We start from the raw sequence: 15,763 nt of genomic DNA, 5'->3' as shown, positions 1-15,763 counted from the left end.
AAAACGGCTTTTTAACCGGAATGAGCGGTTTTTCAAAACGGATTCTGCAACACAAAACCGTTCCAGTCCAGCGCCGACTGGTAAAAATATTCCCGCCAGTTGCCAATCAACCCGTCACGAATCCGAATGCTAACCATGCCATGAACCGTTGAGCCATAGGTGAGCGAAAACTCCCCGGAGCCGGTCTGCGTCTGCTCGTCGAAAGCCAGGTGATGCCAGACCATCTGCGTAAGTTTCGGGCGCCCTTTCCAGCCCCCGAAAAATTCAAAAATCCGGTCGCGGCCCCGGTAAATCTGTTTGTTGGGCGGTTCGGAATAAATCGCATCCAGCGCGAAGCAATCTGCGGCTTTTCGCCCGTTGTTTTCATTCAGGCCGTCGGCTACGGTTTGCATTAACCGAATGAATTGCGCCCGATTGATGGGTTTATGGGTGGGCACTTGCGCCCGCGAAAGGCCGGAAAAACACAAAAAGGAAAGAAGAAGCAGTAGGCTTTGTTTCATAAGTCGACGGGGGTCACGATGGTGCAACGACAAACCGCCGGATCAGATTGTTGATCCGGCGGTTTTTGTCCTAAAATTTCCCAGCAACGCGATTGTCCCACCAGCCAATCACTGCCGAATGATTCGCACTTCCTTCGGTCCTGAGACCTCCGATTGAATTTTGCCGCTGGCCAGTTTCGTGTGCTTGACCTTCACGACTCCATACGGCGTCGGGAAGCTCCCTTCGGCGAAGGTCAAGTCTTCCAGGTGAGGTTCAATCTTAATGGCTTTGCAACCCGGCTCGACCACCTTGATTCCCAACACGTGCTCCGTCAGCCAGGGCGTGGGCCCCGACGCCCAGCCATGCGCCAGACTGTGCCGAAAACCGACGTAGCAGTACGCGCCACAATCGCCGTGAATATCTTTTTTTCCTTCCGGAACCAGCTCATCGATCCGACCGGCGTTTTTAACCCAATCCAGGTTAAAATCCTCCCAGAAGGTAGTTGCCCCTAGGTCCAGCATCCCACCCCAGAATTCCCGAATGTTGGCCAGCGCACCCTTGTAGTCGCCCGCTTTAGCCTGCGCCTGAAGCATGTAATACCCGTAAAACGTCGAGAAGTTATGAGCACCACCCACCGACAGAACGTCCTTGTTCGCTTTTTCGGCGGTCATCAGGCCCGAGAGCGCGAGCAATGCCGCGCCCTGTTTAGAATGGTTTGGGTCAGGCACGTACTTCTTCAGTCGAGCTACGGCCTCGTCGCATTTTTTGGCGGTAGCCGGATCCTTCAGAATTCGGCTCAGGTCACCAGCCGCTTGCAGCGACCACACCAGCATCGATTGCAATCCGGCGTGAATGCCTTTCGGGTTTTCACTGGAAGGCCAGTCCAAAAACCGCGTCCCGTCGAGTTTTTCGCTGTTTTTATCGTCAATTTTCTGGATTAGCAGATCCACCAGTTTCACCAGGTAAGGCTGCTGCTCCTTTAAGTAAGCCAGATTTCCGTTCTGCAAATACCAGTCTTTATGAATCAATAGCCACCACATTGAATAGGTACTGATGCCGTTCATCCAGCCCGGCAGCGGTGTAATGTCGCGCGCCAGATCCAGGCTTTTCGGCACAACCTCGTTGTAGCCAAAAACCGCGTTGATCGTCGCTACTTCGGGGTGCATGTCGCCCACCCACACCAGCCGGTCGCGTTTGATGCCATCCCAGAGGTAGTCCTGCATGTTCAGATGAACGGTATACGCGCCCGTTGCCCAAATCTTATTCAGCAATTCGTCGCTGCTGCGGAATGACCCCAGGTACGGAATATCCCGGAACACAAAAATGGCCCGCAACTCTTTCAGCAGCAGCTCGGTATTGCCGTCTACGAGATCGATCCGAACGAACCGGAAGCCCGTGTTTCCGATTTCCAGTTTACCCAGCCAGGGCACCTGCACCGTCAAATCACGGATGGCGTGGTCGTTGGTGGCGTTCTGCTTGGGTTCAATGTCTGCCATGGCTTCGCTGGCTGACTCCCCAAACCGAATCCGGACCGTGATCGGCTTGCTTTCTTTCCACTGCCCCGTCACGATTTGCAGTCCACCGTGCAATTCGCGGCCAAAATCGAGCAATAGACTCGCCTTGCCATTGGCGTCACTTTTCAGGGAACACATGTTTTTTCCGGATAGATCGGCCTGGCCGTTACCGACCTGCAAAAGCCGTTCGGCGTTGCGAATGGTACCGGTTTGCCACAGAATCTTCACGGGCGACAAAAACCGCCGGACGGTAGCTTCGGTTTGCGCTTCTTTCGCGCGGGATGGTTCAAAGATGGGGGGCAGTTGTGCCTGGGCCAGGCTGATCAGGGCCAGACAAAGGTTTAGGGTTAGGAAGAACGGTTTTTTCATACGGTTTTAGAGGATTCAGGAAAGAATGCCATATTCCATCAGTGCTTCTTTCAACTGATCGGGATTTTGAAAATGGATCGCGTGAATACCGAGTTGTTCAGCCGCTTTGATATTGCGGAGACTGTCATCGATGAACAGAGCCTCATCGGGTTGAACCGAATAGCGGTTGAGGAGGGTATTGTAAAAGGAAGCAAACGGTTTGCGGTCTTTTTCGGTGCCAGACACCACAATACCGTCGAACCAGGTCAAAAACTCGTAGCGTTCCTGCGCAATCGGAAATGTTTCGGCCGACCAGTTCGTCAACGCATACAGCTTGTACTTGCCACTTGCTTTCAGCTGCCGGAGCAGGTCGACTGTTCCGGCAATTTCGCCCCCCAGCATTTCGTCCCACCGGCCGTAAAAGTGCCGGATGTTTTCTTCGTGTTCCGGAAATTGCGCCACGAGCAGCTCGGTGGCTTCGGCCAGTGAGCGTCCCCCGTCCTGTTCTTCGTTCCAGGCTGGCGTACAAACCGTTGCCAGAAACTGAAGCATTTCTTCTTGTTGCAAAAATTTAGAATAGAGATGATGCGGGTTCCAGTCGATCAGAACGGCTCCCAGATCAAAAATGACGGTGTTAATCATGCGCTGTAAAAGATAATGTCCAATGAATCCCCAATAACTTAAAAATTCTCGATTTAACCTTCCGGTGGTTTCGGCCAGAGACGGTCTGTTGTTTGATTTTAGAATTGCAGTTGGTAACACAATTTATTTTTTCATTTTTGCAACATTGTTGCATTTATGGAATTTTACGTACTTTTGCCGCACCCGATTACTTCAAAACTCCGTTTGTTATGGCAACATCGTACAACAAAGCCGACGTCATCGGCATCACCGGTTCAGTCCTCTGCATCATCCACTGCCTCATCACGCCCGTTCTGCTCATCTCTTCTACCCTGCTCACCGACCGAACGCTCCGTATTGGTTTCCTGAGTCTGGATTACGTTTTTATCCTCGTGAACATCGTGGCGGTTTTCTTCGCTACGCGCCGGGCCAGCCAATCCTATATCCGAATCGGCCTTTGGACTTTCCTTGGTTTGTTTGCCGGAGCCCTGCTGCTGGAAGACATCCACGAAAGCTTTGAATACCTGGCGTTTACCGCATCTGCCGGACTGATCGCCATGCATATTCTCAACCTCCGCTCCCATCAGCATCACCACGCATCGTAAGCAATTTCTTTATCCTCTACTCACTATCATGAAAAGACTTCCTGTAACGGTTTTGAGCGGTTTTTTAGGAGCTGGCAAAACCACTTTGCTCAATCATGTGCTCCACAACAAAGCCGGGCTGAAAGTGGCCGTCATCGTTAACGACATGAGCGAGGTAAACATTGACGCGCAACTCGTGCGGAATGAGAATACTCTGTCGCGGACGGAAGAAAAACTGGTGGAAATGTCCAACGGCTGCATCTGCTGCACCCTGCGCGAAGATCTGATGCTGGAAGTGGAGCGACTGGCCCGCGAAAACCGCTTCGACTACCTGCTCATCGAGTCGTCGGGCATTTCGGAACCGCTGCCCGTGGCTCAGACCTTCACGTTTCAGTCCGACGATCCAAATGGGGCTGACCTATCACGTTTTTCCCGCCTGGATACGCTGGTCACCGTGGTCGACGCGGCAAACTTCGGGCGCGATTTTGGGAGTATGGAAACCGTGGTGGACCGAAACCTCAACGACGACGCAGCCGATACTCGTTCCATCGTCAATCTGCTAACCGACCAGATCGAATTCGCCAATGTGCTGGTGCTCAACAAAACCGATCAATTAAGTCCGCATCAGCTTGGCGAACTGAAAGCCATCCTGCAAACCCTCAACCCCGGCGCCCTGTTGCTCGAAAGCCAGTTTGGCCGCGTCGATCCGGCGCTTATCCTGAACACCCAGCGGTTTGATTTCGAGGAAGTATCGCAATCGGCGGGCTGGATTCAGGAATTACAAAACCACCGTAGCGGAAAAGGACATCGGCCGGAAACAGAAGAATACGGCATTAGTTCGTTCGTGTTCCGCGACCGCCGACCGTTTCACCCCGCCCGGTTCTGGCATTACCTGAGCGAAAATTTTCCGGCCACCATCCTTCGCAGCAAAGGACTTTTCTGGCTGGCTTCCCGGCCCAACGATGCCCTCAATTTCAGTCAGGCCGGTGGTAGTTTGCGGGCCGAAAAAGCCGGGATCTGGTGGGCATCCATGCCCTTTAGCCAACGTATTCGTTACGCCAGTTTTGTCGACAATCAGCCTTCCATTGAAGCACGCTGGCACCCCAAATTTGGTGACCGCCAGAACGAACTGGTCATTATTGGGCAGGATTTAAATGAACCCCAGATCAACCGCGAATTGCAGGATTGCTTGTGTACGGAAGCCGAACTTCAACTCCTCAATGCCGGGGGACGGTTTACCGATCCGTTTCCGGTTTGGGAATGATCTGATGAACAAACTGGCACCGTTTTTACCGCAAACTTGCAACACAGTTGCATACCATGTATCTTTCTGCTGAAATTAAGTTACTGCCATAAACAACCTGTTCGATGAATCATCTCCTTCTTTCTGTTGCACTTATTTCCTTGCTGGCGGCCTGTTCGTCTTCCGAAAAAAAAGACCCACTGCTGGTAGAAGCCGCTCAATACCATAATGATGCAACTCAGGTCCAAAAGTTGGTAGAACCCAAAATTGACCAGATTGATTCGCTTCGATCGCTGCTCGCCAACCGCAACGAGCCCGCGGCTGTAGCCACAGCTGCCAGCCTCGACAGTTTAAAAAAGGCATTTGAACAGTGGGAGGAAAATCTGGTGGAAGTACCGGGAATGCCCCATGAGCACCACCACGAGCACGGAAAACACGAACACCATCACCATGCCGACGCCACGCTGAAAGACCTGCCAGCGGATCAGATGCGGAATTTACAGCGGGAAACACTCGATAACATCCGGCAAATTCAGGAACGAACCGAAAGTGCACTCACCCAGGCCAGCACCATCCTTCGTTAATTCATTCTTTCTGAGTCAATACGGTTTTACCAGAATGATTCTGGTAAAACCGTTCTTTTTGCGCTCCAAATCTTTGTTGCCTTACTGAAACCTTTCTATTTGCAACGTTGTTGCAAATAGAAAGCAACTAAATTTCCCCACGAGTGTAGTTTCAGTTCAACATGGAATCTTCTTCAAATTTCTTCGATGTCATTATTGTGGGCGGTAGTTACGCTGGTTTGAGTGCCGCGCTGGTACTGGGCCGCGCCTTACGCACGGTTCTGGTCATCGACAACGGCCAGCCTGCCAATCGCCAGACGCCCCACTCCCATAGTTTCCTGACGCGGGACGGCGAAACGCCCGCCCAGCTCAGCAGCATTGCCCGGCAGCAAGCCCTGGCGTATCCGACGGTCCGGTTGGAAACCGCAACCGCGCGCTCCGCTACGCGTTCGTTACGCGGCTTTACGGTCACCACCCATACGGGCGATTCGTACCAAGCCAAACGGTTGCTGCTGGCGACCGGCCTCAGAGATATTCTCCCTGCCCTGCCCGGTTTTGCCGAATGCTGGGGAATCTCGATCCTGCACTGCCCGTATTGTCACGGCTATGAAGTCAAAGACAAAACCGTTGGTGTGCTGGGTAATGGGGATGCAGGCTTTGAACTGGCCAAGTTGATCCAACACTGGAACCCCGGTTTGCGGCTATTTACCAACGGGCCCTCAACCCTGACTGCCGAGCAGCAGGCCAAACTTCAGCAACACGCTATTTCCATTATCGAAACCCCAATTGTAGCGCTTCAACACCAGGCGGGTCAGCTTCGTTCGCTTAAGCTGGCCGACGATTCCAGCGTTTCACTTGATGCCCTCTATGCCCACCCAACCTTACAGCAAGCGTCGGACCTGGGGCAGCAACTGGGTTGTGAACACGATGAAAAAGGATTGGTGATCGTCGATGAATTTGGCAAAACAACAACAGAGGGCGTGTATGCAGCCGGTGATACGCAAACGATGCTGCGTCAGGTTTCGGTGGCCGCCATGACCGGCATGAAAGCGGCTGCCGTACTCAACCGCGAACTGATCAACGAAGAATTTTAATCCGTTCTAGTGCTCGACTAACTCAACCCTGCAAGGTCGCACAAGCCTTGCAGGGTTGGTAGTCAGGCCATTAATCCACCAGCTTGACTTGCTTGGCTTTCGTGGGGAGCCAGACTTGCATTGGGCTTTTGCCCCGGTTGGCCCACACGTAGTATGGAATAGCCGTAACATTTTTTTTCTCCGTTGTCACACTCGAACCATCCGCCGATGGCCCCACCACCGGCAACTGGGCCTGAATGGCCACCACCGGTTCGGTACTCACCTGATACGATTGGGTGGTAAAGGTCGTTTGTTCGGGCACCAGCAGGTTCCAGGCCTGGCCGTTGTTATCAACACCTTCCACACAGTAAACCAACGGTCCCCGCTGAATGGCAACCCGGTCGTTAGCGGCCACCAACTCTTTTTTAGCTGTTACCCGCTTCACTTCCATCGGCAGATACAGCTCGACCATATCACCTTTTTGCCAGGTCCGGTTGATCACTACGTAGCCGTTTTCTTCTTTGTATTCCACCGGTTTTCCGTTCAGCTTAACGGTAATGGCCGCCTTGCTTTCGTCGGCAAAGCGGTACAGATCGCCGGGCACCGGCACGTTGCTGACCCATCCCGGAATTCGTAGGTGCAGCGTGTAAGCGGTCTTTTTCGCCGGTTGAACCGTCAAACGCACGCTGCCTTCCCACGGATAATTGGTTTCCATCGTAACCGGTACTTCGGTCTTGCCGATTTTAACCTTTGTGTTGCTACCGATGTAAAGATTCACCCAGATGCCGGAATCGTTTTTACCGTAAATGTAATCACCCAAAGACGCCACCAGCCGGGCAATATTCGAAGGGCAGCAGGCCGTTCCGAACCACTCACTGCGGGCGTTGTTGCCGTTGGATGCCAGCGGGTTGCCGTAAAAAAACCGGTCACCACTCAGGCTCAGCCCGTCCAGCGCGCCGTTGTACAGGCTCCGCTCCAGCACATCGATGTACTTAGCCTCACCGGTGAGCCGGTTCATGCGTTGGTTCCAGAATACCATGCCGACCGACGCACAGGTTTCACAGTACGCTGTTTCATTGGGCAGATCGTAATCCACCGAAAATCCTTCGTTTTTACCCGACGAACCAATGCCACCGGTGATGTACATGTTTCGGCAAACCACATCTTCCCAGACGGTTTTCATGGCTTTCATGTAGTCAGCGTCGCCGTTGGAAGCCGCCACATCAGCGGCTCCGGTATACATGTACATCGCCCGCACGGCGTGTCCGGTAATTTCTTTCTGCTCCTTGACCGGCTGCCCATCCTGGCAATAATTCGGGTCTTTCCAGTCATCCCAGATTTTCCCTTTACCAAAACCGCGGCCACGTTGCCCCAGAAACCAATCGGCCAGTTTCAGGTACCGATCGTTTTTGGTCTGGTGATACAATTTCATCAGGGCCAGCTCAATTTCCTGGTGGCCACTGACCCAGGGCCGGTTGGCTTGCCGAAACGTGGCATCGATATGATCCGCAAACCGAATGGCCACATCCAGCAACTTGCGCTTTCCCGTTGTGTTGTAATAGGCTACAGCCGCTTCAATCAGGTGACCGGCGCAATAGTCTTCGTGCTTTTCCATGTCGGTCCAGCGTTTGTCCAGCCCCACCAGCGTGTAGTACGTATTCAGGTAACCGTCGGGCTGCTGGGCGGCCGCAATCTTGTCAATCCATTCATCGGCTTTCTTTTCCAGTTCAGCGTCCGGACGGTTTTTCAAGGAATAGGCAATGGCCTCCAAGGCTTTGTAAACATCGCTATCGTCGTAATAAATACCTTCATGTTTTTCGTGTCGCCCGCGCTGCACTTTTTCAAAATTCCGGATGCGGCCCGTTTTTTCTTCGGTCTGGACAATGCAGGCCTGCAAGGTAGTGGTAGCAACCTTATCGAGCTTCGGGCGCCAGAAATGATCGGTAATATCCACCTGCGAAAAGCCAACTGGCTCAAACCGTTTAATAGGTACCTGCGCCCGGGTTGACAGACAAAAAGCAACCACCAGGGCGGTCAAAAGAAGTGAATTACGGAGTATCATGGGGGTAGAAAACGAGTTTAGGAAAACGCAGCAACAGTGGTTCAAAAATAGAATTTGTTCCATAGAATCGGGCTAAAACCGTAAAGATTTACGGGTCCGAACCAAACGGCTGACTTTTCCCCCTTTTTATTTCGCGCGTTAAAAGCCAATATGATCCAGCAATAAAATGTTGATTATTACCTATTTGCCGCAAAATAATCCTTAGTTCTCTGCCATTATTTTTTTGCATTGTTTTACAGCGGTCTGGCCAGGCTCACTATCTCCACACTGACAAATGCGAAACGTGTATGGCTAAAACGAACGGCTTGCTTTCCGAATGATCATCGACCTATCGGTCTTTCCCGGCAGGTCCCTTTTACCGGCTTTTTTCTGCCACCGTTAACGGTTAACTCCGCCGTGTCTATCCCATCGGCGGGGTCGAATTCCGCTCCATCACACCAGTTTCTACCGGCTGCGCGTCCTACGGAGATACCCGCTATCTCTCCTCATTTTCTTCCCGCCATCCACAATGGCCTGTTTTTCTAGTAACCAAACTTTCAAAACTTCAAGCACATGGAACCGCGATTTAAAGCTTCCGACACCATTTTAAAAGAACTCGTAAACGCTCGTCGTCAGGAAATCATGCGGCTACAAAAAGCCGAAGCCGACCAACTTGCCAAAGCCGATCAACTGGGTCAGACCCGGATGACGGAATACAAAAAGAGTCTGCCCCAGGACATTGTGACGTTCCTGGACAAGCAGGAGAAAATGCACAAGGATGCCAAAACCGCCGTCGAAGCCTACATCACCGAAGTGTCCAATACGCTTTCCGTGGCCGGAATCGACGAAGCGCCCGAAGCGAGCGTGTCCGATAATCCGGGTTTTGCGGAGGGTCACCTGATTTCGTCATCCGTTGGAGCGCAGGCATTGGGCCTTTACAAACCGTACTATGCCACGTTGCACGGTTCGGATGGTAAAATTTCCTGGCAGGGTTACAACCCCGGCAATTTCGACCTGTGGGACTACGCCAATGGCAGCGGGTCAGGACTCCTGGGTAGCGGAGCAGCTTCGTTCACGATTTACCTCGACTGGTGGTTTACCTTCCGGGCGCCCGAAAATCGGAACTACTCCCATACCATTCAGGTGCCGTTCAACGGTTTTTACATCATCCGGTCGGACGACGGCATTTTCACCTCCAAGGAGGCCAGAGCCCGCATCAGTCTTTCGGCAGTGGGTTACCAGTACAACTACAAGGCAACCGCCAGCACCAATGTGTTTTCCATGGGCAACGACAACATCAACGTAAACGACCGCTTTGATGGCTGGCGTACCATGTATTACTCCACGCTACTGGGTGCTGATCAGGCGTATCTGCGGGTTACGGCATCCTTCTACGTCTACGCCCGCGGAGGTGGATCAACCGCCCAGCTTAATTTCAGCACCGGCAACGCCAACTTCATTGGCGTACCGTACGTGTACATTGTCTGAGTTGCCCCACGGTTTCGGACAGAACGGGACCTCTTTTCAACCCGTTCTGTCCTTTCTGCTCTCCATTTCTTCATCCTGTTTACCTTTTCCAACACAAAAATCATGGCTAAGAAAAATACAAACGGTTCCCCAAACCGAGCCTCTTCCTCCGTCGACGAATTATTGCTCGCGGCATTGGAACGCGGTGACGACAGCTTCGAAACCGGTCGGTTCCTGGTTACCTTCAAAGAGGACGCCGGTGAAGAAGGCCTTCAGTCGCTGAATGCCCAGGGCCTGCGCATCGCCGATGCCCGCGACTTCAACGACCAGGCTACCATTCTGGAAAATACCGGAGATGCCGACGCAATTGTCTTTCCGGAAATCGGCGTGGCACTGCTGGGTGGCGAACCCGCTCAGGAACGCAAAATGAACACGTTTGCGGAAATAACCGCCGACAGTCCCATCGAATCCATCGATCCGGAATATTTTGTCTTTGCGGAGAACGCCTTCACCGATTTCCTGGAAAACGGCCATACACCTACCATCGAAGCCCCTTCCAGCGATTATCTGAGAGGGTTTCTTCAGGCTACCGAAACCATTGCCCGGGAAATGCGCGGCAACGGTTTTTCGCCAGCCGACATTGAAGAAGAAGTCATGGTACTGGGTGCTACCTGGGGATTGGCCGCCTGCAAAGTGCCGCCCAGCCTCCGCAGCGGAAACGGGATTCGGGTGGCCGTACTCGACACCGGCATGGATCTGGGTCACCCGGATTTTGCGGGTCGCCCGATCGTCAGCGCCACGTTCGTTGGTCAGCCCGTTCAGGATCTGCACAGCCACGGCACCCACTGCATCGGCACGGCCTGCGGCCCCAAAGCTCCCGCCGGAGCCATTCCGCGGTACGGTATCGGTTATCGCTCTTCCATTTTTGTCGGAAAGGTTTTGTCCAATTCGGGCGGTAGCGTCGGGGCGAGTGTGCTGGCGGGTATGAACTGGGCCATTGCCAACCGGTGCGCCGTCATTTCCATGTCGCTTGGCGGCCAAGGCGGAGTACAACCCTCCTATACAGCGGCCGGGCAATCGGCGCTAAACAAAGGCTGTCTGATTATTGCCGCGGCCGGTAACGCTGGAGGACCAACGGGCTTTCCGGCCAATTCGCCTACCATCCTATCGGTGGCTTCATTGGACAAAAACCTGGCGCCGTCTTCGTTTTCCAACAAAGGAAAAATTGAGATTGCCGCGCCGGGCCGGGATGTGTATTCTTCCGTTCCCCGCCCCACCCGGTACGGAAACAAAAGCGGCACCAGCATGGCCACACCGCACGTAGCCGGTTGCGCAGCGCTCTGGGCCGAAACCTCGCCCAACCTGCGCGGTCTCAGCCTGTGGCGAAAACTTCAGGCCGCGGCCCGGCGGCTGCCCTACCCGGTTTCGCAGGTTGGGGCCGGACTGGTACAAGCGCCCTGATAATTCACGCGGCAAGGGGCGGATTGTTCTGTCCCTTGCCGCATTGAATGCCACCGACAACCGCTTTTACCAATTTTCCGAAACTCCACCCGAAACACCATGTCTGCCGGTAAAAAGTGGTTACTCATTTTGTTATTTTCGCTAACCGTCACTGGCAACAGGCAGTTACACCCTTCTATCAACAAGCGTATGGCCGAAACCAAAAAATGGATTGTGACGCTTTCGGATCGGCGTCCGACAAAAGAAGTTGCGCAGGAATTGACCCAAAACGGTTTTACCGTCGATCAGGTACTCGACGAAATCAACTGCGTCACGGGAACCGCCAGCGAGGAAACCGCGAAAAAGCTCCGCTCCCTCCCGGATGTCACGGACGTTTCGCCGGAAGCGGGCATCGACATTGGCCCGCCCGACGCCAACCCTACCTGGTAAATCCGGCACCGCTTTTCCCAACCTGCGGCTCAACGATTGACTCCACGATCCGCAGGTTTTCACTTTCCTGCTTCAACCGCGTACCCACCTTTTCTGACCTCAGTGCCGTTTCTTTTCAACAACTATTTCCGTAAATAATACCCAATCATGCTTTCCTTCAACCGTAAAAACTTCTTTGATGCCTACCGAACCCGTTTCGGTAAACTGACCCAACCGCTGGTTGACGCCCTGGATTTTCTGATCGATCAGATCGAACAGGACGACCGCTTTACGGATTCCGAAAAAAACCGTCGACAGCTGGCGTATTGTCTGGCAACCTTCAAATGGGAAACGGCCCACACGATGGAACCCATCGACGAATTTGGCACCGACGAACGGTTTAACCGGCTCTATGGCCCAGAAACGAGGGTCGGCAACGTGTTGGGCAACACTCAACCGGGCGATGGAGCCCACTTCAAAGGTCGCGGCTATGTGCAGCTGACCGGACGGGCCAATTACCAGCGAGCGGGCAATTTCCTCAACGTCGACCTGATCAACGATCCGGCTTTGGCGAAACAACCGTCATTAGCGTATCAAATTGCGGTGCAGGGCATGAAAGAAGGCTGGTTTACGGGCCGCCGGCTCGACCAGTTCATCAAAGACAATGTGCCACCCGAGTACGAGAAAGCCCGCGCCATCATCAACGGAACCGATAAAGCGCAAACCATCGCCGACATGGCCCGGCGGTTCGACGAGGTTTTGTTCGCGGCTCTTGCCAGGCCTGCTGCCTCCTCACGAAGCCGCAGCCTGAACCGTACAAGAACCGTCCGTCCCACCGCCGAACCCACCAATTGAGCGCCGGGTGGTTCAGGTCCCGAAACCGTGTCTTCTTAAACATATTTCCGATTCGAACGTCCGATGTTTGTGCCGGTCTTGCTAAGTTTGGGGCTCAAACCTGACCGGAAATGACTGTTGATTCCCTGCTTTCGTTACAAAATGCTGTTGTTCGCCGGCCCACCGGCCTGGTTCTGCAAAACCTCAACTGGGCGCTTCGGCCCGGCGAAAACTGGGCCATCCTGGGTGCAACGGGTTCCGGAAAAAGCTCGTTTCTCGACGCCTTGGGCGGGAAACTGCCGATCGCCAGCGGGTACTATTTCCACCCGATTGGTGCCTTGCGGGATTCGGTTGAGCAGATTGCGAACGACTACCAGTTTGACCGAAAAGTGGCTTCAGCCGCTCAGTTTTACCAACAACGGTTCAACGCTGATGCCGCCGAAGAGTCGCCGACGGTCTGGGAAGTATTGCAAAATCAGATCAAGCCCACGGGCACCATCGACACGCACTCGGTGACGCTGCCCCCACCGGCCTACGCGGAAGAGTGGCTCGCTGAAGTAGCCGAATGGGTTCACATTACGCACCTGTTGCAACGGCGGCTTACTTCGCTCTCCAACGGCGAAACCCGCCGGACGTTGCTGGCCCGTTCGCTCCTGCGTCGCCCCCGGCTGCTGCTGCTGGACAATCCGTTTGGCGGGCTGGATGCCAATAGCCGGGAACGCCTGCACGGTATTCTGAACCGGATTGCCGCGGAAGGAACCACACTCGTGCTGGCCACCACACCCCGCGAAATCCCGGCTTGCATCACGCACGTCGTCGAGCTGACCCACGGACAGATTAGCTGGCAGGGGCCGAAAGAAAACCGCCCGGCCCGGCCCGAATCCGACCCGGAAACCCTCACCGATCCTACCCTGCTCCCGCGCTGGCTCAACACCTCCTTCCTGGCGTTCAATTACGCCGTCCGGATGCGGAATGTTTCCGTCGGTTACGGCGATAAATTGGTCTTGGACTCCATCAACTGGGAAGTGCGCCGGGGAGAAAAGTGGGCTGTGCTGGGCCATAACGGTTCCGGAAAATCCACCTTACTGAGCCTGATCACCGCCGACAATCCACAAAGCTACCGCAATGATTATGCACTGTTTGACCGAAAGCGCGGAACCGGTGAAAGCATCTGGGATATTAAACGCAACATCGGTTTTGTCTCGCCCGAGCTGCACCTGTATTTTCCCCGCGAACAGCCCGTCTGGAAAGTCATTGCCTCCGGTTTGTTCGATACCGCCGGATTATTTCGGAAGCTGACGTCCGATCAACAGGAGCGCGTCGATTTCATGCTGGATTTGCTGCGCATCCGGCACCTGCGCGATAAACGACTGGCGGAGCTTTCCACGGGCGAACAACGGTGGGTGTTGCTGGCCCGCGCCCTGTCGAAAAACCCGCCGATGCTCGTGCTGGACGAGCCCTGCCAGAACCTCGATCCGGCGCACATTGCCCGGTTTCGGGATTTGGTTGATGAGTTGTGTCAATCGTCGGCCCGGACGCTGCTGTACGTTTCGCACTATGCCGAAGAAATTCCAACCTGTGTCACGCAGGTCCTGCGCCTGGACGCGGGCCAGGGAACCGTCGAGCCGTGGTAGGTTTACGAACAGGGAAATCAGGCCGGACTGCGGGTATTTTCCAAAATAATGATTGCCGTTCCAACCCTTAGGGCCTGAAATAACTCTACGTCGCTAGGCAACCGCAATTCGGGCTGCCAGCCGATACCCATGAAAATTTCGAAAACCCTGCTCCAGACCATTGCCGTAGCCGTGGCCGTTTCCACCGTCAGTTCCTCATGCGGACTGGATGATGTCAAGCCCAAAAAGAAAGAAACCGAAAAACGTCAACCCTATGATTGCCCGGCTTGCGGCATGGGTTAATTCGGCTCATTTCCATGTCCTTCATTCATTCCGCACTGGCCTGCAATTTGGACAGCCATATGTTGCAGGCCAGTCTACCCCTTTTCGCATCCGAGCAGGTAGCTGCTCTGGAGTGGTCATTCGACGCCCTTTATCGCGTTGATCAGTTGCCGGACTGGTTCGACGCGTTATTACGCACGTACAGCGATGCGCACCAGCTGATTGGTCACGGCGTTTTTTTCTCGCTGTTTTCGGGGCGCTGGACACCCGACCAGCAAGCCTGGCTGGATCGCCTTTCAACGCTGGTGACGCGTTACCACTTTAGCCACATCACCGAGCATTTTGGCTTTATGACGGGGGCCGACTTTCATACGGGTGCGCCCCTGAGTGTTCCTCTCACGCCATCGACCCTGGCGATTGGGCAGGATCGCCTGAAGCGGATTCAGGATACCGCCCGTTGCCCGGTTGGCCTGGAAAATCTGGCCTTTGCCTATTCACCGGATGACGTCCGCCAACAGGGCGACTTTCTGGCCAGGCTCCTTGAACCCGTCAACGGTTTTTTGATTTTAGACCTGCACAATCTGTTCTGTCAATGCCAGAACTTCGGTGTTGCGTTTGACAAACTGGTGGAATCTTATCCCCTGGAGCGCGTGCGGGAAATTCACCTTTCCGGCGGCAGTTGGGCCACAACCCAAAGTACCCCCGAACGACCCGTCCGGCGCGATACCCACGACGATGCGGTACCGCCGGAGTTATTCGCCTGGCTGGACGATGTCCTTGATCGCTGCCCTAACGTCAAGTACGTTGTTATGGAGCAGTTGGGCTCAGGCCTGGTCACAGCCGACGCCCGTCAGGGGTTTGCCGAAGACTTTCAGCGTATCGTAGCTGTTGTAACCCGCAAAAACCAACAACGCCTTACCAACACGCCATTGAGTGCCTTTCTCCCCGCGGCATTCAACGGAACGGCGGAGGCTCCCCTTGAAGATCTTGGTTTGTTCAACCAGCAGCGGCAGTTGGCTTTTATTCTTGAAACGGCCACTGACCATCAGCATGCCCAGGCACTTCTCACTTATTCGAGTTTGGCGGATTCTGAATGGAAGGTCGAAAGCTGGCACCCCGCTCAATTGGAAACAGCCATGGCCATCGCCCAAAAATGGCGTAACGGTTTTGACTGAGTCAACCCTGCCAATTTTACCGCTGGCGGTTATGGAACGTTGTCAGGATCGTTTCC

15 protein-coding genes are annotated in these 15,763 nt (G+C 54.1%); 11 read left to right on the top strand and 4 right to left on the bottom strand.

The window, feature by feature from the left end; all coding sequences use genetic code 11:
* Nucleotides 1-32 precede the first annotated feature (32 nt).
* The 3 genes from ACYVH9_RS21300 to ACYVH9_RS21290 form a co-directional block, all read right to left on the bottom strand.
* Nucleotides 33-500 carry a nuclear transport factor 2 family protein gene (locus tag ACYVH9_RS21300; protein WP_460638420.1) on the bottom strand — a complete coding sequence of 156 codons (468 nt, stop codon included), beginning with the start codon at nt 498-500 and terminating at the stop codon, nt 33-35.
* Nucleotides 501-608: 108 nt separating this feature from the next.
* The gene (locus ACYVH9_RS21295; protein ID WP_460638419.1) at nt 609-2,363 is read right to left on the bottom strand and encodes an alpha-L-rhamnosidase-related protein; all 1,755 of its coding nucleotides are present in this window, start codon (nt 2,361-2,363) and stop codon (nt 609-611) included.
* 15 nt (nt 2,364-2,378) lie between these two features.
* On the bottom strand, nt 2,379-2,984 hold the full coding sequence (locus ACYVH9_RS21290) for an HAD family hydrolase (RefSeq protein WP_460638418.1): 606 nt from the start codon (nt 2,982-2,984) through the stop codon (nt 2,379-2,381).
* A 209-nt stretch (nt 2,985-3,193) separates the two neighbouring features.
* Between ACYVH9_RS21290 and ACYVH9_RS21285 the strand changes: the two genes are divergently transcribed.
* From ACYVH9_RS21285 to ACYVH9_RS21270, 4 genes are all read left to right on the top strand, one after another.
* Nucleotides 3,194-3,568: a MerC domain-containing protein gene (locus ACYVH9_RS21285; protein WP_460638417.1), complete on the top strand. Its 375-nt coding sequence runs from the start codon at nt 3,194-3,196 to the stop codon at nt 3,566-3,568.
* Between the two features lie 28 nt (nt 3,569-3,596).
* Nucleotides 3,597-4,811, top strand: a complete 1,215-nt coding sequence (locus ACYVH9_RS21280) for a GTP-binding protein (protein ID WP_460638416.1) — start codon at nt 3,597-3,599, stop codon at nt 4,809-4,811.
* 104 nt (nt 4,812-4,915) lie between these two features.
* Nucleotides 4,916-5,374: a hypothetical protein gene (locus ACYVH9_RS21275; RefSeq protein WP_460638415.1), complete on the top strand. Its 459-nt coding sequence runs from the start codon at nt 4,916-4,918 to the stop codon at nt 5,372-5,374.
* 161 nt (nt 5,375-5,535) lie between these two features.
* Nucleotides 5,536-6,447, top strand: a complete 912-nt coding sequence (locus ACYVH9_RS21270; RefSeq protein ID WP_460638414.1) for an NAD(P)/FAD-dependent oxidoreductase — start codon at nt 5,536-5,538, stop codon at nt 6,445-6,447.
* Between the two features lie 70 nt (nt 6,448-6,517).
* Here the strand turns inward: ACYVH9_RS21270 and ACYVH9_RS21265 are convergent, their stop codons facing one another.
* A complete protein-coding gene (locus ACYVH9_RS21265; protein WP_460638413.1) occupies nt 6,518-8,488 on the bottom strand; it encodes a glycoside hydrolase family 127 protein in 1,971 nt (656 codons plus the stop codon).
* 552 nt (nt 8,489-9,040) lie between these two features.
* Here ACYVH9_RS21265 and ACYVH9_RS21260 point away from each other — a divergent pair.
* The 7 genes from ACYVH9_RS21260 to ACYVH9_RS21230 all read left to right on the top strand — a co-directional run bounded on the left by ACYVH9_RS21260 (nt 9,041) and on the right by ACYVH9_RS21230 (nt 15,707).
* Nucleotides 9,041-9,955, top strand: a complete 915-nt coding sequence (locus ACYVH9_RS21260) for a hypothetical protein (RefSeq protein ID WP_460638412.1) — start codon at nt 9,041-9,043, stop codon at nt 9,953-9,955.
* Nucleotides 9,956-10,057: 102 nt separating this feature from the next.
* Nucleotides 10,058-11,395 (top strand): S8 family serine peptidase, encoded by a 1,338-nt coding sequence (locus ACYVH9_RS21255; protein WP_460638411.1) that lies wholly within the window; start codon nt 10,058-10,060, stop codon nt 11,393-11,395.
* 99 nt (nt 11,396-11,494) lie between these two features.
* Nucleotides 11,495-11,824: a hypothetical protein gene (locus ACYVH9_RS21250; protein WP_460638410.1), complete on the top strand. Its 330-nt coding sequence runs from the start codon at nt 11,495-11,497 to the stop codon at nt 11,822-11,824.
* Between the two features lie 147 nt (nt 11,825-11,971).
* A complete protein-coding gene (locus tag ACYVH9_RS21245) occupies nt 11,972-12,658 on the top strand; it encodes a glycoside hydrolase family 19 protein (RefSeq protein ID WP_460638409.1) in 687 nt (228 codons plus the stop codon).
* Between the two features lie 110 nt (nt 12,659-12,768).
* On the top strand, nt 12,769-14,271 hold the full coding sequence (locus tag ACYVH9_RS21240; protein ID WP_460638408.1) for an ATP-binding cassette domain-containing protein: 1,503 nt from the start codon (nt 12,769-12,771) through the stop codon (nt 14,269-14,271).
* Between the two features lie 129 nt (nt 14,272-14,400).
* Complete coding sequence (locus ACYVH9_RS21235) at nt 14,401-14,553, top strand: chryseobasin-related MNIO class RiPP peptide (protein ID WP_460638407.1); 153 nt, start codon at nt 14,401-14,403, stop codon at nt 14,551-14,553.
* Between the two features lie 14 nt (nt 14,554-14,567).
* On the top strand, nt 14,568-15,707 hold the full coding sequence (locus tag ACYVH9_RS21230; protein WP_460638406.1) for a multinuclear nonheme iron-dependent oxidase: 1,140 nt from the start codon (nt 14,568-14,570) through the stop codon (nt 15,705-15,707).
* Nucleotides 15,708-15,763 lie beyond the last annotated feature (56 nt).

This window comes from Larkinella harenae, assembly GCF_054780515.1.
This window is presented reverse-complemented; position numbering and strand designations above follow the sequence as displayed.